14 protein-coding genes and 1 pseudogene are annotated in these 19,388 nt (G+C 69.1%); 6 read left to right on the top strand and 9 right to left on the bottom strand.

The annotated features are described in order from the left end of the window. Window positions 1–30: 30 nt before the first annotated feature. The gene (locus ACWGCN_RS00855) at window positions 31–594 is read left to right on the top strand and encodes a TetR/AcrR family transcriptional regulator (protein ID WP_452449700.1); all 564 of its coding nucleotides are present in this window, start codon (window positions 31–33) and stop codon (window positions 592–594) included. Window positions 595–635: 41 nt separating this feature from the next. Then, window positions 636–1,043, top strand: a pseudogene (locus tag ACWGCN_RS00860) (PaaI family thioesterase); the annotation flags it as partial. A 222-nt stretch (window positions 1,044–1,265) separates the two neighbouring features. On the opposite strand, the gene lon reads toward ACWGCN_RS00860, so the two are convergent. Next, window positions 1,266–3,752 carry an endopeptidase La gene (gene lon, locus ACWGCN_RS00865; RefSeq protein ID WP_378989310.1) on the bottom strand — a complete coding sequence of 829 codons (2,487 nt, stop codon included), beginning with the start codon at window positions 3,750–3,752 and terminating at the stop codon, window positions 1,266–1,268. 188 nt (window positions 3,753–3,940) lie between these two features. On the opposite strand from lon, the gene ACWGCN_RS00870 reads away from it, so the two are divergent. After that, a complete protein-coding gene (locus ACWGCN_RS00870; RefSeq protein ID WP_378989311.1) occupies window positions 3,941–4,348 on the top strand; it encodes a YciI family protein in 408 nt (135 codons plus the stop codon). Beyond that, on the top strand, window positions 4,345–5,487 hold the full coding sequence (locus tag ACWGCN_RS00875) for an RNA polymerase sigma factor (RefSeq protein ID WP_452459667.1): 1,143 nt from the start codon (window positions 4,345–4,347) through the stop codon (window positions 5,485–5,487). Before ACWGCN_RS00870 ends, ACWGCN_RS00875 begins: the two co-directional genes overlap by 4 nt. 100 nt (window positions 5,488–5,587) lie before the next feature. On the opposite strand, the gene ACWGCN_RS00880 is transcribed toward ACWGCN_RS00875, so the two are convergent. From ACWGCN_RS00880 to ACWGCN_RS00890, 3 genes are read right to left on the bottom strand one after another with little or no spacing between them, the layout of a single operon-like run. Then, window positions 5,588–6,661 (bottom strand): DUF3068 domain-containing protein, encoded by a 1,074-nt coding sequence (locus tag ACWGCN_RS00880; RefSeq protein WP_378989313.1) that lies wholly within the window; start codon window positions 6,659–6,661, stop codon window positions 5,588–5,590. After that, window positions 6,658–6,828: a DUF2613 domain-containing protein gene (locus ACWGCN_RS00885; RefSeq protein WP_082844323.1), complete on the bottom strand. Its 171-nt coding sequence runs from the start codon at window positions 6,826–6,828 to the stop codon at window positions 6,658–6,660. Before ACWGCN_RS00885 ends, ACWGCN_RS00880 begins: the two co-directional genes overlap by 4 nt. Window positions 6,829–6,858: 30 nt before the next feature. Then, entirely contained in the window at window positions 6,859–7,638 is a 780-nt protein-coding gene (locus tag ACWGCN_RS00890; protein WP_378989314.1) for an Rv1157c family protein, read from the bottom strand. Window positions 7,639–7,721: 83 nt separating this feature from the next. On the opposite strand from ACWGCN_RS00890, the gene ACWGCN_RS00895 reads away from it, so the two are divergent. Further along, the gene (locus ACWGCN_RS00895; RefSeq protein ID WP_378989315.1) at window positions 7,722–8,339 is read left to right on the top strand and encodes a TetR/AcrR family transcriptional regulator; all 618 of its coding nucleotides are present in this window, start codon (window positions 7,722–7,724) and stop codon (window positions 8,337–8,339) included. A gap of 317 nt (window positions 8,340–8,656) precedes the next feature. Here the strand turns inward: ACWGCN_RS00895 and ACWGCN_RS00900 are convergent, their stop codons facing one another. The 4 genes from ACWGCN_RS00900 to ACWGCN_RS00915 all read right to left on the bottom strand — a co-directional run bounded on the left by ACWGCN_RS00900 (window position 8,657) and on the right by ACWGCN_RS00915 (window position 17,949). Further along, window positions 8,657–10,378 (bottom strand): protein kinase domain-containing protein, encoded by a 1,722-nt coding sequence (locus tag ACWGCN_RS00900; protein ID WP_449966655.1) that lies wholly within the window; start codon window positions 10,376–10,378, stop codon window positions 8,657–8,659. 30 nt (window positions 10,379–10,408) lie between these two features. Further along, window positions 10,409–13,240 (bottom strand): hypothetical protein, encoded by a 2,832-nt coding sequence (locus ACWGCN_RS00905; protein WP_452460239.1) that lies wholly within the window; start codon window positions 13,238–13,240, stop codon window positions 10,409–10,411. After that, entirely contained in the window at window positions 13,240–15,036 is a 1,797-nt protein-coding gene (locus ACWGCN_RS00910) for an HSP90 family protein (RefSeq protein ID WP_452460238.1), read from the bottom strand. The genes ACWGCN_RS00905 and ACWGCN_RS00910 overlap by 1 nt, the downstream gene beginning before the upstream one ends. 117 nt (window positions 15,037–15,153) lie before the next feature. Beyond that, complete coding sequence (locus tag ACWGCN_RS00915; protein WP_452460237.1) at window positions 15,154–17,949, bottom strand: AAA family ATPase; 2,796 nt, start codon at window positions 17,947–17,949, stop codon at window positions 15,154–15,156. 122 nt (window positions 17,950–18,071) lie between these two features. Between ACWGCN_RS00915 and ACWGCN_RS00920 the strand changes: the two genes are divergently transcribed. Then, a complete protein-coding gene (locus tag ACWGCN_RS00920) occupies window positions 18,072–18,407 on the top strand; it encodes a hypothetical protein (RefSeq protein WP_378989320.1) in 336 nt (111 codons plus the stop codon). 106 nt (window positions 18,408–18,513) lie between these two features. Here the strand turns inward: ACWGCN_RS00920 and ACWGCN_RS00925 are convergent, their stop codons facing one another. Beyond that, window positions 18,514–19,371 (bottom strand): hypothetical protein, encoded by an 858-nt coding sequence (locus ACWGCN_RS00925; RefSeq protein ID WP_452460346.1) that lies wholly within the window; start codon window positions 19,369–19,371, stop codon window positions 18,514–18,516. Window positions 19,372–19,388 lie beyond the last annotated feature (17 nt).

The following is a 19,388-nucleotide window of genomic DNA, read 5'->3' on the forward strand; positions in this document are numbered from 1 at the left end:
ACGTCAGCCGGACAGAACTAAATTCTGTATATGGAGATGCGAGATCGGTTGTTGCTCGCCGCGGAGCGGCAGTTCGCCGAACACGGCGTGCTCGATGCCACGCTGAGCGATATCCGCGCCGCCGCCGATGCCAGCGTCGGCGCGCTGTACCACCACTTTCCGGACAAGTCCGACCTCTATCGGCAGGTCTGGGTGGCCGCGCTCACCGACTACCAGCAACACTTCTGGAATGCCGTCGCCGACAGTCCCGACGCGCGGACCGGCGTCGAGGCCGGGGTGCGCGCGCACCTGCACTGGGTGCACGAATATCAATATCGCGCAACGGTTCTCACGGGTTCGCGGCCGCCCGGGGCCCGCGAGAGCGAGCGCAATGTGGAGTTCCTCACGGCCGTCCGGCGGTGGTGGCGCACGCATGCGGGATACGGCGCGGTGCGTGACCTGGAACTCGATCTTGTCTACGCGCTGTGGCTCGGTGCGGCACAGGAATACTCCCGCCAATGGCTTGGTGGCAATATCCGTACCGCGCCAACCGATGTCGCCCCCGAGCTCGCCGCCGCCGCGTGGGCGACACTGCGGGCCGACGGCACCGAATAGTCACCATGCAGGGCCACGCAACTCGAAGAACGGAACACCCGATGCCGACCGAAGCTTCCACCCTCGACCTCGACCTGGCGCGCCAGGTACTAGCCGCGCAGCCGTTCGCCCGTCTGGTCGGCACCGAGCTCACCGAATTCGGTGAGGGCGCAGCCACTCTCATCATCGACATCCAGCCAGAACACGGCCAGCAGTTCGGCTTCGTGCACGGCGGGGTGCTCGCCTACGCCGCCGACAACGCCCTCACCTTCGCCGCGGGTACCGTCCTGGGCCCCAACGTCCTCACCGGCGGCTTCACCATCACCTACCTGCGCCCTGCCCAGGGCGAGCGCCTGCGCGTGCACGCCACCGTCCTTGGCGCCACCCGCCGCCAGGCCGTCACCCACTGCGACGTCTACGCCGAGACCGAGGGCGAGGAACCTGTCCTCTGCGCGGTCGCCCAGGGCACCACTCGCCGCGTCGAGAAGGACCTCGCCCCCACCACCGAGGAAGACGCGGACGGTTTCGACGACGACGATCTCGACGACGACCTCGACGACCAGGACAACTACGACACCGACCAACTCGCCGTAGTCACCGTCGCGGGCCCGATGCTGCCGCCGACCGTCAGCCGCTAGCCGGACACGTCAACGGGCCGTACACAGCCGTGCACGGCCCGTTGACAGCGGGGATCAGGCGCTGACGGCGAAGGTCTTGCCGTCGGCGGCGGGTTCGGCGATCGGCTCGATCGCGTAGGCCAGGATGTCTGCCACGTCGGCGACGGGGCGGACGTTCAGGGCGGCCAGTACTTCCGCCGGGACTTCGTCCAGGTCCGGTTCGTTGCGGGCCGGGATGAAGACGGTCTTCAGGCCGGCTCGCTGGGCGGCGAGCAGCTTCTGCTTCACGCCGCCGATCGGCAGGACACTGCCGTTCAGGGTGACCTCGCCGGTCATCCCCACATCGCCGCGGACCGGGCGACCGAGGGCCAGCGACACCAGGGCGGTGACCATGGTGACGCCCGCCGAAGGGCCGTCCTTGGGGACCGCACCCGCGGGGAAGTGGATGTGGATGTTGCGGTCGAGGACCTTCGGCTCGATACCGATTTCCTCCAGGTGCGAGCGAACGTAGGTGAGGGCGATCTGAGCCGATTCCTTCATCACGTCACCGAGCTGGCCGGTGAGGGTGAGCGAACGCTCGCCCTCGGCGCCGTTGGCCTCGATGTAGAGGACATCGCCGCCCGCACCGGTCACCGCGAGGCCGGTCGCCACGCCCGGGACGGAGGTGCGCTCCATCGAGTCCGGGGTGAAGCGGGGACGCCCGAGGTAATCGGTGAGGTTGTCGAGGTCGACCACCAGGCTCGTCACCTGACCGACCGGCTGCGGACCGGCCGCGATGTCGATGACGTTGTCGTAGCCGAGTTCGGGGTCGTACCCGAGCACCGCGCCCTCGCCCAGCGCGCCCTTGTCGACGAGCGGGGCGTCCACGGCAGCGTCGCCGACGCTCGCGGGGTCGCCTGTGACCAGGCGAGTTGCCGCTTTGCGCAAGGCTTTTGCCACCAAGCGCTCCATTTGACGCACACCCGCCTCCCGGGTGTAGTTCGCCGCGATCTCGCGCAGGGCCGCGTCGGTGATCGACACTTCTTCCGCGGTCAGCGCGTTGCGCTCCAGCTGGCGGGGAACCAGGAAGTCGCGCGCGATCGCCACCTTGTCGGCCTCGGTGTAGCCGTCGACGGTGATGAGCTCCATACGGTCCAGCAGGGGACCGGGGATGGTGTCCATGACGTTGGCGGTCGCGATGAACAGGACATTCGACAGGTCGAGGTCCAGGTCCAGGTAGTGGTCGCGGAAGGTGTGGTTCTGCGCGGGGTCGAGGACCTCGAGCAGGGCCGCCGCCGGATCACCACGGAAGTCGGAGCCGACCTTGTCGATCTCGTCCAGCAGGACAACGGGATTCATCGAACCCGCCTCCTTCACCGCACGCACGATCCGGCCCGGCAGCGCGCCGACGTAGGTGCGGCGGTGGCCACGGATCTCGGCCTCGTCGCGCACGCCGCCGAGGGCGACGCGAACGAACTTGCGGCCCAGCGCCTTGGCGACCGATTCACCCAGCGAGGTCTTACCGACACCGGGGGGACCCACCAGCACGAGCACCGCGCCGGACCCGCGTCCACCCACGACCTCGAGACCGCGCGCGGCCCGCCGCGAACGCACCGCCAGGTACTCGACCATCCGGTCCTTCACCTCGTCGAGGCCGTGGTGATCGGCGTCGAGCACCGCTCGCGCGGCCGAGACATCGGTGCTGTCCTCGGTTTTCACCGTCCACGGCAGATCGAGCACGGTGTCGAGCCAGGTACGGATCCAGCCGGATTCCGGGCTCTGGTCGCTGGCGCGCTCCAACCGGCCGACCTCGCGCAGCGCCTCCGCGCGCACGTTCTCGGGCAGGTCCGCGTTCTCCACGCGAGTGCGGTAATCGTCGGCGCCGTCGGGTTCGTCCTCGCCGAGTTCCTTGCGGATGGCGTTGAGCTGCTGACGCAGCAGGAACTCGCGCTGACTCTTCTCCATGCCGTCGCGGACGTCTTCGGAGATCTTGTCGGTGACCTCCACCTCGGCGATGTGGTCCTTGATCCAGTCGATCTGCTTGGTCAGCCGCACCGCTACATCGGGGGTCTCGAGCAGTTCGCGCTTCTGGTCGTCGGACAGGTACGGCGCGTAGCCCGCGGTGTCGGCGATGGCCTCTACGTCGTCGAGCTGGTTGACGATGTCGATGATCTGCCAGGCCTCACGCCGCTGCAGCACGGCGACGACCAGCTTCTTGTACTCGGCGGCGAGCTCGGTGGTCCGCTCGTCGGGCTCGACCGCCTCGACGAGTTCGGCCTCCACCCACAGCGCGGCTCCCGGCCCGGTGACACCGTGCCCGATCCGGGCGCGGCGCTCGGCCTTCAACACGGCCGCGGGCGCGCCGCCGCGCATCCGGCCGACCTGTTCGATGGTGGCGACGACGCCGTAGGACGCGTAGCCCTCGTCGAGGCGCGGCGCGACCAGCACCGAACCGGTTTTGGCCGCCTGGGCGGCGTCGATGGCGGCCTGCGCGGATTCGTCCAGTTCGATGGGCACGACCATGCCCGGCAGCACGATCGGATCGGTCAGGAACAGCACCGGCAGGTTCTGAGCTGAAGTCATGTCGACCCTTCCAAAGTTGAGCTTTGCTGACTCAACATGGACCCCCGGCGGTTTGTTCCTGCAGGTGGCGCCGTTCACTCACGGCGAAAATAATCGGCCGGGATTCTTGTGCCGCCGATGTCGAGAACGCGTGGGTGGCTCCGTCCCAGGGGTACAACCCACACAGAACACCAACCGAGGAGAACATCATGGCCAAGTACCTGCTGCTCAAGCACTACCGTGGCGCGCCCGCATCGGTCAACGACGCGCCGATGGATCAGTGGACGGCGGACGAGGTGTCCGCGCATGTGCAGTACATGGTGGATTTCGCCGATCGATTGCGATCGACCGGCGAGTTCGTCGACGGTCAGGCACTGTCCACCCAGGGCACGTGGGTCCGCTCGGACGGCGAGGGTCGCCCGCCGGTCACCGACGGGCCGTTCGCGGAGACCAAGGACCTGATCGCCGGGTGGATGGTCATCGATGTCGAGACCTATGACCGGGCGCTCGAACTCGCCGGGGAGCTGTCGGCGGCACCGGGCGCAGGTGGGAAGCCGGTGCAGGAATGGCTCGAACTGCGGCCGTTCTACACAGAGTTGCCCACGGTGACCGAATGAACGACGCGCTACTGCGCGAACTCGTCCCCGCGGTGATCGCGATCCTCGTCCGCCGCGGGGCCGGGTTCGCGGCGGCCGAGGACGCGGTGCAGGAGGCGCTGATCCGGGCGCTGGAAACCTGGCCCGACGATCCACCGCGCGACGCGAAGGGCTGGCTCGTCGCCGTCGCCTGGCGGAAGTTCATCGATGCGACACGGGCCGAAACATCCAGGCGTGGGCGAGAATTCGCGGTCGAGGCCGAGCCCGAAGCCGGTCCGGTGCCCGCCACGGACGACACGCTGTGGCTGTATTTCCTGTGCGCGCATCCCTCGCTGTCGCCGGGCTCGGCCGTCGCGCTGACCTTGCGCGCGGTCGGCGGCCTGACGACCCGGCAGATCGCGACGGCCTACCTGGTTCCGGAATCGACTATGGCGCAACGGATCAGCCGGGCCAAGAAGCGGATCACGGGCTTACCGCTGGACCGTCCCAGCGATCCGGCAACGGTGCTGCGGGTGCTCTACCTCGTCTTCAACGAGGGCTACAGCGGCGACATCGATCTGGCCGCCGAAGCCATCCGCCTCACCCGTCAGCTCGCCGCCTCGACCGGCGAACCCGAGGTCTCGGGGCTGCTCGCGCTGATGCTGCTGCACCACGCCCGCCGTGCGTCGCGTATCGAGGGCGGGCGCTTGATCTCGCTGGCCGCACAGGACCGATCCCGGTGGGACACACACCTTATCGCCGAGGGCGTGACGATCCTGCAAGCCGCACTGGCGCGTGACCGCCTGGGCGAATACCAGGCCCAAGCCGCGATCGCGGCCCTGCACGCGGACGCCCCGAGCACCGCCGAAACGGACTGGGTGCAGATCGTGGAGTGGTACGACGAACTACTGCTTCTCACCGACAGCCCGGTGGTGCGCCTGAATCGCGCGGTCGCGGTCGGTGAGGCCGACGGCCCCCGAGCAGGGCTGGCCGCCCTCGCGGATCTCGACCCGGAACTACCGCGCCACAGCGCATCCCGGGCCTACCTACTCGAACGAGCGGGCGAACTCGAAGAGGCCGCGACCCTGTACGCCGCAGCGGCCCGCGCGGCCACCACAGTTCTCGAGCGCGACCATCTCACCCGCGAGGCGGCTCGAGTTCGGCAGTTACCGCGACCCTGAATCCGATTGCCGCGCGGTCGCACTGGGCAAACCTGCCCACAAAACAGCTCGGCCTCCCCCGGGTTGAGGACCGGGGGAGGCCGAGTTGTGGACAGGTGGCTTACAGGTTCGAGGAACGAATCCGCTCGGTCGGGGGATCGAACGGACGGCCCGCGGTGGAGCCCGAGCTCAGGAATCCGAGGACCGCGCCGCCGATGAGGAAGATGGCGGCGAGGATGCCCAGGATGATCGGCAGGGTCTTGCCGTACAGGTCGAGCTTGTCGAGGCTCTCCTGGGTGACGGCCATCTGGGCTTCGATGGTCTCTTCGTCGAAGACGAGGTGCGACTTCAGGATGTTGACGTCCACCTGCCCGGCGCTACGGCCGTAGTACATGTGGAGGTTCTCGCCACCCTTGAGAACCGCACCGGTCCTCGGCTCCACCCACACGTCGCGGGTGTTGGTGTAGAAGCGCGTCATGGTGACCGGCTCGGTGCCCTCGAGGCCCCACTTGGCGGCGGGCAGGGCGAGCTGATGGGACGGGTGCTTGACGACGTCCCACATGTTCGTCACCGGGATGGTCTGCCGGAAGTGGTAGACCGGCACGCCGTTGATCTCCGACTCGTCGATGAAATCGATGTCGTAGGTAGCGCGGGCGTTGAGGTCGAAGTACGGGTACGACTTCTTCTCGGTGCCGATCGGGAAGCGGTACTGCAGGCCGCGCCGCTGCGACTCGGTGGGGATCGCGGCGCCCGACTTGGGGTCCTGAGCCACGGCGATCGAACCGTTGGGCGAGGCGTCGATCGGCGCGCCGGTGACGCGGTCGATGGTGACGCGGTCGACCGAGGCGGTGAGCAGGCCGTCCTTGGGGTCCTGGTCGTCGCGACGCAGGGTCTGGCCGGCCTGGACGGTCATCTCGTCGGCGTCCGAGGGCTCCTCGACCGTCAGGAAGCGCTGGGAGACGAGCGGCACATTGGTGTTCACCTTGGCAGCGCCCTCGGTCGCGGTGAGCGACTTCGCGTCCAGCACGAGGCTTTCCTCGCCGGGCACGCTCTTGGCGACCGTGGTGATACGCAGGTCGAGCGGGGTCTTGGCGACCTTGCCGACCGTGTAGGTGGGAATCATGACCGCGGCCGCGAGCAGCAGCGCGCCGAGACCGACGAGGATGCAGGCGATGAGCCTGCGTACGTTGCTCATCGCGAGCCGTACTGCACGTTGCCGAGCAGCGACGAGCCCGGGTCACCGGACTCCTCGGGCGCGGGGATCGAATTCTGTTGCGCGCCCGCGGTGATGCCGAGTACGGCAATCACCCCGATGACCGCGCCGGCCAGGCCGCTGACCAGGCCGGGGACGACAAACTTCATAGATCGAACTCCAATTGCGTGGTGCGAGACTCAGCCGACGGAGAAGAAACCGAGGGTCGGGGCGAACGAGCAGGTGCGGTCACCATCGGCGGTGGCCGTGGTGAGCGAACCGGTGATCACTGCCGCGACCCGGCCGGGACCGGTGTCGGCGATAGCGGTGAGAGTGGCCGGGCCGTCGGCGTTGATGCCCGCCTCGGTGGTGAGCGGCTGGGTACCGGTGCGACGGTTGTCGAGGTTGACCCACTGCACCGTCATCGGCGGATTCTGCACGACGGTGGCGGTCTTCGTGCCGAGCGCGGTGAAGACGAAGCCGGTCTGGCCCGCGGCCGGTCCGGGCGGCGGCAGCGTCGCCGGGCCGGGGACCGCCAGCGCGGTGCCGACGGAATCCGACGTCGGGCCGATGCAGCCCTTGCCGATGGTCGGGTAGAGGAACTGCGCGATGCGCGGACCGTCCGAAGGCGGCAATTCGGGACCGCCGCCGCCACTGCCGTCGAGGAAGGTGATGACCTTTTCGAGGGTGGCCTTGACCTGCGCCGGGATGCCGGGCGTGGCCAGCAGCACGCGAGCCTGGGCCAGGATCGCGGCCTGTCCGCCGTCGGCGATGGGGCCGGGGGCCGAAATCGCGCCTACGATCGTCGGAGCCAGCGCCGCGAGTGTCCCGGAGGGGACGTTCTCGGCGATGGCGGGGACGCTCGGCTGCGTCGCGGCGGACTGCGGGGCAGCCATCGTGGGCGTGGGTGCCACGAGTGCCGCACCCGCCGCTAGTACGAGGGCGGACAATGCGGTCCGCGATGCTCGGGTGCTCAGCACTGGTCGGCCGTCCTTTGTTCGGTGGATAGATGAAGCGACCCGGAAAGGTCAGTGTTATCCCGGGTTTCAGATACTTTGGAGAGGTGACTACAGCGGACAGGCGGTATGGGGGTCGTACGGTCGTCGCGCGAAAAGCCGAACGACGACTGCGATTCCTGGAAGCAGCGACGCAGATCTTCGCGGAACGTGGCTACGCCACGTGCTCGCTCGCCGAGGTGTGCGCGGCGGCCGGGCTGTCCAAGCGGCAGTTCTACGAGGAGTTCGAAACTCGTGAAGACGTGCTGGTAGCGGCCTACGACCGGATCCAGGACGACGCGGCGGCCGCGGTCGGCACCGCGCTGGTCGCGCTCGGCTCGACCGATCCGCAGCTCGCGTTGCGAGCCGGCTTCGGCGCGTACCTGGAGTCGCTCGGCTCCGACCCGTATCGCGCGCAGGTGGCGCTGATCGAGGTGGTCGGGGTGAGCGATCGGATGGAGACCCATCGCCGGACCCGCAGGCACGCCTGGTCGGCACTGATCGAGGGCGCGCTGGAGCGGGTGGGGGTGCGCCTGCGCGGTGATGCCGAGCTGACCACCGCGCTGATCACGGGCGCGGTCACCGGCGTGGCGCACGAATGGTTGCTGCGCAAGTCGCGTCCGCCCGTCGACGAGCTGGTCGATCTGCTCACCGGCGCCGCTCTGGCACTGGTCACGTTCGACTGACATCAAGGCAGCCTTCGGGACGGTGGCAACCTTGCTCACCTGCCGCCCGCTCAATCGACTCCCTTTCCAGACATTGTGAGACCGACTGGCTTCACAGTGTGGGCGAGAGTTTGACATATTAGTGACCCAGATCGCAACGGCAGAGTTTGCGAGACCGACGCTACCTGCGGGTATGGATTGACGGTGCTGCCCGTCAGCGGCGCGACACCGCGTTTCACGTAGAGGTTTGCTACTGGACGAACGACCGGGTGCACCTGCGCCGAGGGCATCGCGGGCTATCCGGTAGCAACCTGTTCCAGTTCGGTCGGAGCCCATTGTCAGCCCTTCCGCAGGGTGCCGGCGATGGTGCCGCCGAGGACACCAGGGGTTCGATAGGCCAGCGTGCCGTCGGGTTGCAGAGTGACCGTCGAGGTAGCGCCCTCGTCGAAGCATCCGCTACCGGCGGTGAGCCTGGCCCGGAAGGTGAGGCGCTGCGCGGTGGCCTCGGTGAGGGTTTCCGCACGGCCGCAGCGGTCGCGGGAGAGGGCGCCGGTGTTGGCCGAGGTCGCGAGTTCCTGACCGACCGCACCGGCGGCGATGGTGAGTTCGATGTCGAACTGAACCGGGCCGTCGGCGGCACGGCCCTTCCAGGTGCCGACGAACTCGGCCGGGACGGAGTCCGTGCCCGATCCGGTGGCGGTCGAGCTGGGTGCGGTCTCGGTCGAGCTCGAAGCGACGGAGGTCGAGGCGACGGAGGTCGAGGCGGCGGAGGTGCTCGATCCGGTGCCGCCGGTGGACCCGGCATTCAGTTGGGTCCCGATCAGATAGGCGCCACCCGCGACCGCCACCGCCACCGTCGCGGACGCGGCGATCAACAGAGTCCGGGTTCGTCGCGACGCGGTGGCACGTGCCGGCGCGGGCGGCGGGCGACCGGTGAACGTGTCGGCGGAATTGTGCGCGACCACAAAGGGCGGCGGGGTGAATTCGCCGGGCACTCCATAGGGAGTCGGCGGCGATCCGCTGATGACGGTCGGTCCGTGCGGTCTCGAGGAGCCGGTCGGAGAGACCTGCGCGGGGTTCGCGGCCGGCAGGTTCGGTACCGAAGTGCCGGTCGACCAGCCTGGTGCGGAAATCGCGGCGGCATCGAGAGGCGATGCGCCGGATGGGTCGGCAGGATCGAAATCCAGGTCGAGTAGCCGGACGGCGCTGGTACTGATGTGCGCGACTACTTGTGGCGGCAGCCAATCGGTTCGTTCGGCAGTGCCGAGGTGGGCCAGTTCCGAAAGGACTTGTTCCGGGGTCGGTCTGGCAGCGGGGTCTTTGGCCAAACAGGACGAGACGAGCGGTCGCAGGGCGGAAGGAAGAGCCTCGAGACGGGGTTCCTCGTACACGATGCGCCAGAGCATCTGCATCACCTCGGCCGTACCGAAGGGGCCGTGACCCGCGGCGGCGAAGGTGAGGACGCCGCCGAGGGCGAAGACATCGCAGGCCGGACTGAGGGTTTCGCCGCTCACCTGCTCGGGACACATGAAACCCGGTGAGCCGAGAAACTTTCCGGTGGTAGTGAGGGCGGAATCCGCGATCACCCTGGCAATGCCGAAATCGATCACCTTGGGGCCGTCGATCGCGAGCATCACGTTCGACGGCTTCAGGTCGCGGTGCACGATGCCTGCCGCGTGCACCGCCACGAGCGCTTCGGCGAGCCCGTGTGCCAACGCCGGCAGCGCGGGCTCGGCGAACGGCCCGAACCGGTTGACCGCGTCGGTCAACGAGATCCCGGCGACATAGCCGGTGGCCAGCCACGGCGCCCGCGCATCGACATCGGCGTCGAGCACCGGCGCGGTGTAGGCCCCGCCGACGCGCTGAGCCGCCGCGACCTCACGACGGAACCTCGCACGGAACTCCGCATCGATCAGATCCGGGCGGATCACCTTCACGGCGACCGTGCGCCCGCCCGGGTTCCGGCCCAGATACACCTTGCCCATACCCCCGGCACCCAGCACGCCCAGCAGTCGGTAGTCGCCGATCCGCCGAGGATCGTTCGGGTCGAGCGGTTGCATCGCGGGTGGTTCCTTCGGATCAGGTGCGCGTCAGGCGAGCTGGGCTCGGGTGTCGGCCAGCAGTTCCGACAGCATCGGCTTGGCCGCGTGGTCGTCGGCCAATTCCGCGACGGCCTCGGTGAGGATCTTCTCGGCTTCGGTGGGGCGGTTCAGCTCGATCAGGAGTACGGCGCGCTCGTAGTCGGAACGGGTGGCCTGGTCGCCTGCGTCGATGGCGCGGAAACCCGCGGCGGCGGCGTCTGCGCGCGGGAGGGCGTCGTCGGGGCGTTGCGCGCGACGCAGGATCCGGGCGGCGTTGTGGTTGTGCCGGGCCGTGTGCCAGGTGAGCAGTTCGGTGTCCGGGTGGGCGGTGGCGAGCTTCGCGATCGCTTCGTCGGAGGCCGCGATGGCCGTGATCGCGGCGGCGTAGTCGCCGGTCCAGTGCAGCGACAGCGCGGCGCTGTAGCGGCAGTAGGCGACGCGCACCGGATCACCGAATCTCTCGGCGACCTCGGCGGCCAGCACGTAGCGCTCGGCGGCCTCGGCATCGCGATCGAGCACGTCGAGCAGATCGGCGGTCTCGACGAGGGCATGGGATTCGCCGCCGAGATTGCCGGTGGCGCGGTCGAATTCGATGATCTCGTCGAGGACGGTGAGTGCCGGTTCGTCCTCGTCCAGCCGGCGATGCAGATCGACCAGCAGGAAGCGGCAGGTCCTGGCCTGCTCGAGGGCCCCGGCGCGCTCCAGCCCGGCGATCGCCTCTTCGGCCTGGTCGGCGGCGTCGAGCAACTGGCCGACGGCGCGGTAGGCGACAGCCAGATCCCATTGCGCGTACGGCACCTGCGGACTACCCGCCGCGATACCGATCGCGATGGCGGTCAACAGCTCGCTGACTGCCTCCTCGTGCCTGTTCAGGTGGATGAGCAGGGCACCGCGCCGGGCGTGCACGATGAGGCGCACGCTGTCGGGGAGGTCGGCGTCGACCAGCCGAACCGCCTCATCGATCATTTCCAGCGCCGCGACCGAATCGCCCGCGTCGAGGTGAATTCCGGAAAGGTACTGGGCCACATCGGCGACCCGCCACGCCTGACCGGCCCGGCGATACGCCGCGACGGCTTCCTGTCCAGCCGCGACCGCGTCGGCGAGTTCAGTGTTGTTCTGATGCAGATACATTCGGTGCCGGGCGACATTACCGAGCAGGATGTCCTCGCCCGCCTCGGCGGCGTCGGCCGCGGCCCGGTCGAGCAACGCGGGTAGCTCGGCGGCGTCCTCCTCGGACAGCTCGCCGCGATCGAACAGTGCGAACATGCCGCCGGAAAGCCTCAGTGTCGCAGCCGCTCTCGTCTGCGGTTCCGGCGAATTCGCCAGGTGCGACAGGGAACCCCGCAGCAGCCCGACAGCTTCCGCCACGTCGCCGTGCCTACTGAGGAGCAGGCCGAGCCGACCCAGGTCGGTTTGACGGCGATCTTGCTCGCCGGTCGCGGCGAAATACGCTGCCGCCCGGCGTAACAGTGATTCGGCGTGATCGTGATCGGTCGTCTGCAAGGCTGCGCCGGCCAGCACGGAGGCGCGTCGCCCGGCCAGACTCGGATCGCCCGGCTCCGGCTCGGCCGCCAACCGCTGCGCCAAAGCCCGTATTTCGGCGGCGGCGTGCTGCGTGGTCGCCTGTTCCGCGCGTTCGATCAGTTCGAGGGTGGTGAGCTCGGGGATCTCGACCGCCGCAGCCGCCGGACCCCGCTCGACCGGCACCCGGTGCGCGGCGGCCGCGGACAGCGGCAGGTAGTCGACGATCGGGCGGCTCGCCAGCTTCTGGTGGACCGACGCCGTGTGGTGATCGGTCCCGTTGCGGTGGTCGAAGCGAGCGGCGATGGCCAGTGCCTCGTCGGTGAGCTCCACGTACATTGCGCGCGCGGTCAATTCGGCGGCGGGACGATCGGCGGCGGCCGGGCGGCAGAGCAACGTATCACCGTTGCCCGCATCGACGAGGGTGCGCAGGAGCAGCGCCGCGCAGGTCAGGAAGGCTAGCGCGTCCTTCGGGCTCGGCGCGCGATCGAGCCAGGAGAAATGGCGGTCGAGCAGTTCCAAGCCGCGCACCTGATTGCCCGACAGCGCGCAGAACTCGAGGTGGTCGCCGATCGCGGCGAGGTCCTGCGGCTTGGTGCGCAGCAGGCGGTAGGAGCGGCGGTGCGCGCTGCGCGCCTCGTCGAGCTGGCCGGTGCGCAGGTAGGGCAGCAGCAGTTCGGTCAGAATGAGCTGCGGTTGCTCCGAACAGCCGAGTTCGCCGGCGAGGACCGGAGCGGCCAGCTCGACGGCTTCGATGTCGCGGCCCTGGCTCGCCAGCCAGGCGACCCGGTTGGTGGGGTCACAGCCTTCACAATCGGAGTTCTCGTCACGCGGTGTGGTGCACCACCTTTCGTACCACTCGGCGGCCGCGTCGAGGTCGCCGATGTGGACCGCCACCCGATGCCTACGGCCGTACACCGCGTTCAGGCTCTGACCCTCGACCCGATAGCGGCGTTCCATCTGATCGAGGGCGGCCAGCGCCCGATCCATCGGTACCTCGGGGAATTTCGTCATCGCGCCCACCGCGGTCTTGAACTTCCACCGCAGCGACGGCGCCACCCACGACTCGTGGGCGCCGGGGTCGCGATCGTATTCGGCCAGGCAGCGGGCGAACGGGACGAACAGTTTGGCCGGGCTCATCCCGTGTCCGTACGCGTCGACCATCGCCATGCGAACGTGGAACGCGAGCTCGGTGTGCGCGCCCGCCTCGGCGTGCCGCAGCACCTGTTCCAGCAGTGCGTCTTTGGCGTCACCGTAGGGCATGTCGTAGGCCTGGAACAGCAGCCGTTGCAGGTCGTCGGGGGTATTGGCGTCGGACATCAGAGCTCTCCCCGGGGATCGTGAACCGCCCAGTCGAGCAACCCGACGAATGATTTGTTCAGCAGCGCGGTGTCGACCGGCCGCATCGGATGCTGGCCCAGCAGCAGCGCCTGACTGTAGAGCGCCTCGACCGCCGTGGTGACCAAACGGGCATCGGCGAGCCCGGTGATGCGGCGTACCAGCGGATTCCGGTGGTTGAGCACGAGCTGCGGACGGTCGCCCGCCTGGTCGGTATCGAAAGCACCGAGAACATCGGCCCACAGTTCGTCGGCGACCTCGCGGGTGGCGCGCAGTTCGGCGCGATGCTGGGCATCGCGGTCGAGCAGATACAGCGCGGCCAGCGACGGCGGATCGAAAGTGCGCAGTACCACTTCGCATTCGAGGCGATCGAGCACGCGCTGGGCGGTGGTCAGGAAGGGCCGAAGCGCCAGCTCGGTCGCCGGATCGACGAGGTCGAAATGGGTGGCCAGTTCGGCGGGATCCAAACGGCGCACCCGGATCTCGGGATCGATCGCGGGCAAGCGCTCGAGAATGTCGGTGATATAGGAGTAGCCGCCGTTCACCAGGCCGATGCCCGCGGCACTCGCCACCGCGGCCAGCTGCCGGAACTCCTCCACCGACGGGGTGTAGCGGACCTCGCCGAAGCGGCGGCGGAATTCGGCGAGCGGGATCTGGCCCGCGTTGGTCTCCACCGGCAACCAGCGGTCGACCAGGCGCAACATGTCGTCGTCGTGCAGGGCGAGGGCCTTCACGCCGAGATCGTGAATACGCAGGAAACGGTGCAGCGCGGACGGATCGGAGGTGGACAGTTCCACCAGCCAGTCCCTGATCCGGCCGCCGAGCGCTTCCCTCGTGCTCTCCAGCAGGTCGTCCTCGTAGAGGGCTTCGCGGCTCGCGGTGGGGCGCAGCTCGGTGGTGTCGACCACACAGCGGACGAAGAAGGCCCAGTCGGGCAGCAGGCCGGTGACGCTCTCCGCCAACAGCATTCGCTTCAGATACACGCGGTGTCCGGCCTTCGCCGCCGGGTTGACCGGCTGCGGGAGCACGAAAGCCACACCGCTGACACCGGATTCGGCGCACGCGAGATCGAAGGTGGCGAACGGGGTGAAGCCGAAGGTGTCCTCGGCGTACGCGGCGAGCGCGTTCGTGCGGTCCGAAGGAGTGGGGTGGGTTGCGCGCCAAGGAACTTCGGGCTCGGTGATCGGCTCACCGTCGACGGTGACCTCGAACGGCAGCAGGCTACCGAACAGCCGCGCCAGCTCGACGACGGTCGTCGGAGTGAGCCACTGCTCGGCGCCGCGGCGCGGCGCGAGGATCACGGTGGTGCCGGGTTCGTCGCGTTCCCGCGCGGCGGGCTCGACGCGGTAGCGGCCGTCGGCGAAACCGGTCCAGCGCACGGTCGGGCCGCCGCGCGCGGACCGGGTGAGAACCTCCGCCTCGTCCGCGACCAGGAAGCACGACAGCAGGCCGATACCGAACTGGCCGAGGAACTCGTGCCGGGCGAAGCCGAGGTCGTCGCGCTTGCCGCTGCGGCCGATCGTGGCGAGGAAGGTGTGCACCTCGGCCTCGGTCAGGCCGACACCGCTGTCATGGACACGGATGGTGCCGTCCCCGGTGCGGGCGGGCGTCTCGATCCTGACCTGCGCGCGAGCCTGTGGGTCGAGGGCGTGGCGGGCGGTGATGGCGTCGACCGCGTTCTGCAGCAACTCGCGGACGTAGACCCGTGGGCTGCCGTACAGGTGATGGCTGAGCAGGTCGACGATGCCCCGCAAGTCGACCTGGAATACCTGCTCCACCGGGGTTCCCTCCCAAAACGCTGACCATCCGCTGGGTCACTGTAACTGGATCTCCGTTGGCTGGCGGCGCAGTTCTTCGCGCTCGACTCCGCCGAGAACGCAGCGGCCGGGGTTCGGTCAGTGGGGACCGCGGGTGAGCTCGGTGCGGTTGGTGACGGCGAGTTTGGCGAGGATGTTGCGGACGTGGGTTTCCACCGTGCGCTCGGAAAGGACCAGGCGGGTCGCGATTTCCCGATTGGTGAGGCCGGTGGCGACGAGGCCGTGCACTTCGCGTTCGCGGCGGGTCAGTGGGTCGGCGGTGCGGGTGGCCGTGGTGATGTCGGCGAGCAGGGTGTCGGCCGCGCGCAGACGGTGTGGCATGTCGAGGCGGCGGAAGGCAGCGGCGGCCCGGTCGGCTGCTTCGCGGGCGGCGGGGAGGTCGCCGCGGGCGAAGAGGGTGCGGGCCAGGCCGAGGTGGCCGAGGGCGACGAAGGGGCGCGCCCCGATCTCGGCGTCCATCGTCAGGCCCAGCTGGTAGAGGTCCACGGCGGCGTCGAGGTGGCCTGCGACGCGGGCGTTGTCGGCGCGGATGCGGGCGATCGAACCCACACAGATGAGCGCGCCCGTGCCGTCGGCGGCGTAGTGGTGTTCGCGGCCCCGCAAGGCCCGGAAGACGCGGTCGGCAGTCTCGGCGTCGTCCAGGAATTCGGCCACGATGCCCACCGAATACACCGTGCCGGACCAGCGCGGGCCGATCTCGAGGGTGTCGGGCAGCAGGCGGAACGGCGCGAACAGGGCCTTCGCCTCCTCGAGATCGCCTGCCATCGCGTGCAGCATCGGGGCGAACAGCTGGGCGATCGTGATCTTCGGGGCGAAGGCCAGCGAAGCGAGCGCCGCGGTGAGCTCGTCGCGGTCGATGTGACCGACGATCACGGCATACATGCCACGGAAGGCATGGTGCAGGCCGGCGAGGGAGTAGTCGCCGATGCCGACCGCCAGTTCGTGGGCGGCGGTGTCGGATGCCAGGGCGGCGGGGAAGTCGCCGACCAGGGCCGCGCGGGTGGCCCGCAGGCGCAACAGGTGCCAGCGGGCGAGCGGGAGGCGGCGGCGGTCGGCGAGGAGTTCGATGTGGTCGAGGGCGTTGTCGAAGGCAGGCAGGTCGCCGCGTTGCAGGGATGCGTCAGCTGTCCACACGTATCCCCAGAGTTGTGCCAGCGGCTGCTCGGCGTCGGCCGCGATCTCGATTGCCCTCGCCGCGAGCACCGTTCGCTCCGCCAGGAAGTCCACAGCCGCAAGCGAGAGATGGCGGGCGTGGATCGCGTCGAGGACGACGTCGGGATCGGTGGACCGTTCGGCGGCGCGCATGGCCCGGTCGGAGAGTTCCCTGGCCCGCGCACCCGCGCCGCGGTCGGCGGCCGACAGGGCACGCTGGGCGAGGATGCGGGCGACGAGGTCGGGATGCTTGTCGGTTTCGAGCAGGCGTAATGCCTTGCTGCAGAGGGCATCCAGTTGCGTCATCACGGTCGGGGTGGTGACGCCCTGCACCACCAAGCCTGCTTCCGCGAGCAGGTCGGGGCGGTCTGCTCGTTCGGCCGACGCGCCCGCCTCGACACAGTGGTCGAGGCTGGTGGCCACCCAACCGGCGGCGAACTCGTCGCGCGCCAGCTCGATCAGCAGCTCGGCACGCTCGGCATCGGAGGCGGTGCCGCCCGCGGCATCGATGGCCCACTGCCCGAATCGGATCGCCTCGGCGTAGGCGGCACTCGCGCGGGCCGATCGTGCGGCCCGACGGGACCAATGGCGACCGGACGGGGAGTCCGCACAGCCGCTCGCCTGCCGCCAGTGGGTCGCGATCGCCCCTGCCACCGCCGAATCCGGACCACCTCGCCCACTCAGCACCTCGGCGGCCGCGCGGTGACAGGCCGCTCGCCGCGAAGGGGCGAGGTCGGCGTACACCGCATCGCGCACCAAAGCGTGCGTGAAACCCGTGGTGTCGTCGGCGAAACGACGGACGATACCGGCCGCGGTTGCCGCATCGAGCGCCTTCGCCACCGGATCGGAGACCGGAACGGGCTCCGACGGCAGCACCGATCCGTAGACCTGCGCCAGCAATTCGGTATCGATACGTTCACCGAGCACGCTCGCGGCACCGAGAACCTCGAGGTGGGTGGGGTCGATACGGTCGAGCTGGGCGAGGATCAGGCGGCGGATTCCGGGGACCGACAGGAGCGGGTCGTCGCCGGCGCCCATGTCGGCATCGATGACCAGGCGGACCAGCAGGGGAGTGCCGCCGGTGCGTTCGTGCACGCGGTGCGCGAGATCCGGAGTGAGGCCGCGCTGTTCGAGCCAGTAGCGGACCTCGTGTTCGGAAAGACCTGGTACGGACAGGGATTGGAAGTGGGGTAGGCGTAGCCAGGCGGGCTGGTCGGCGAGCAGGGTTTCACCCATCGGTTCGCGAGCGGTGCCGACGATGAGCACCTTGGTGCGCGGCGTTTCGGTCGCCACGTGGGTGAGCAGCGCCAGCGACGTGGGATCGGACCAGTGCAGATCCTCGAGCACCAGCAGCAAACCCGAGGGCGCGGCGGCCGCGACGAGGACATCGGCGACCTCGGTGAACATCCGGAAGCGCTGGGCGGCGGGTCCGCCACCGGGTTCGGTGACGGTGTCGAGGGCGGCGGCCAGTTCGGGGAGCTCGCGCGCGGCCCGGCGCCACGGCCACAGCGGCGGCATCCCCGCGTCGTCGAGGGCACTGCCACGGGCAACCCGCAATCCCGCCTCGGCGGCCAGCGAGCCGACCTGCTCGGCCAACCACGATTTGCCGATCCCCGCTGTGCCGCTGACCAGCACGAATCGGCCCGCACCCGAGGCCGCGGCCACCACCGCGGCGCGCAGGCGGGCGATCTCCTCATGCCGTCCGACGGCCGGAGTCTGCACCGCCCCAGTATCTCGCGCGGGCGCGAGTTCAGTACTGCGAATACGTACCGGCACTGATCCGCGCGATGCCGTTCGGCGCGACGCTTGATCTATCCGATTCCCCCAGTTCAGGAGATGAAATCATGTACGCACATGTCATCTGGTTCGACCAGCCACGCACGGCGACCGAACTCGCCGCCGTCGACTTCGCCAACGCCAACCGCATCGAGCCCGCCGTCGCGGGAGTGCCTGGGCTGCTCGACTTCTACGAACTGCGGCGCGCCGACGGCTCCGGCATGGTGATCGGCATCGCCGAGACCGAGGACGCCCTGCACGCGGTGCGCGAGGCGATCCTGGCCACCGAACTGCTGCCGGGGGAGGACCCCGCCCTGCTGCCCGGCCCCGACCGGGTGGAGATCTGCCCGGTGCTCACCCACCGCGACCGAGCTGCCATCTACGCCAGGGCGGACGAGTCATGAACCTGATCATGCTGGGCAGCCGGATGCCGGTGGGCCGGTGTGTCGGCCTCGCCGTGCAAGCCGTGCTGCGGTCGGCGGTTCCCGCCCGCGAGCGGGAACCGCGGCGCTACAGGTCGGCCAGGGTGATACCGGTGAGCGGGCTGCCGATGCGGACCAGGTCGGTATCGGTACCGGTGCCGATGTCGACCAGGCGGATCGTGCCGCCGAGATCGCTCACATAGAAGCGGGAATCGAAACCGGTGACGCCGATCGCCTCGCGGTAGCCGGTGGAGATGATCGCCGGGGTCCCGACCTCCGGCTGGACCTTGGCCTCGTACAGCGCGTTGCCGCGGGGGGCGGCACCGCGGTCGGTCCAGACGAGATCGCCGAGACCGTGGAGTTCGACATCGATCGGCTCGGGCAGATTCTCCCAGAGCAGCTCGATATCGGTGCGGGCGGCAGGATCCGCGCCGGGGGGCAGATCCATCCGAGTGCGGAAGATCCGGCCCTCGCCGCCCTTGGCCGCGCCCTTCTGCGTCCAGTAGAGCAGGCGGCGGTCGAGGTCGAGGCAGATGCCGACGCACCAGTTGCGCGGGAGGGAGGCGTCGGCATCGCCCTCGCCGGTCACCACGAGGGCGTGCAGGTCGTCACCGTTCAGATCACAGGTGAGAACCTGCATGCCCTCGCGATCACACCAATACAGCCTGCCCCCTTCGACATCGGCGGCGAGCTGTTTGCCGGTGGTGAAGGCGCCGATCGGGACGATCGTGGTGCGGTTGCCGCCGTCGAGGTCGACCCGTTCGATGGAACCGTTGCGGGAGAAGAACTCCGGTTCGACGCCCGGCTCCGGACGCGCGTCGGGGGTGCCCATGTTGGTCCAATAGATATGGCCACGCAATTTGTCGACGACGACACCGTCGGGAAAACGATCGAGGCCGTCGACCACGGTGCGCACGTGTTTGCCGTCGAGCGAAATAGCGTGCATCGCAGCTGCTTCGAGAT

This window comes from Nocardia sp. NPDC055050 (assembly GCF_053608345.1).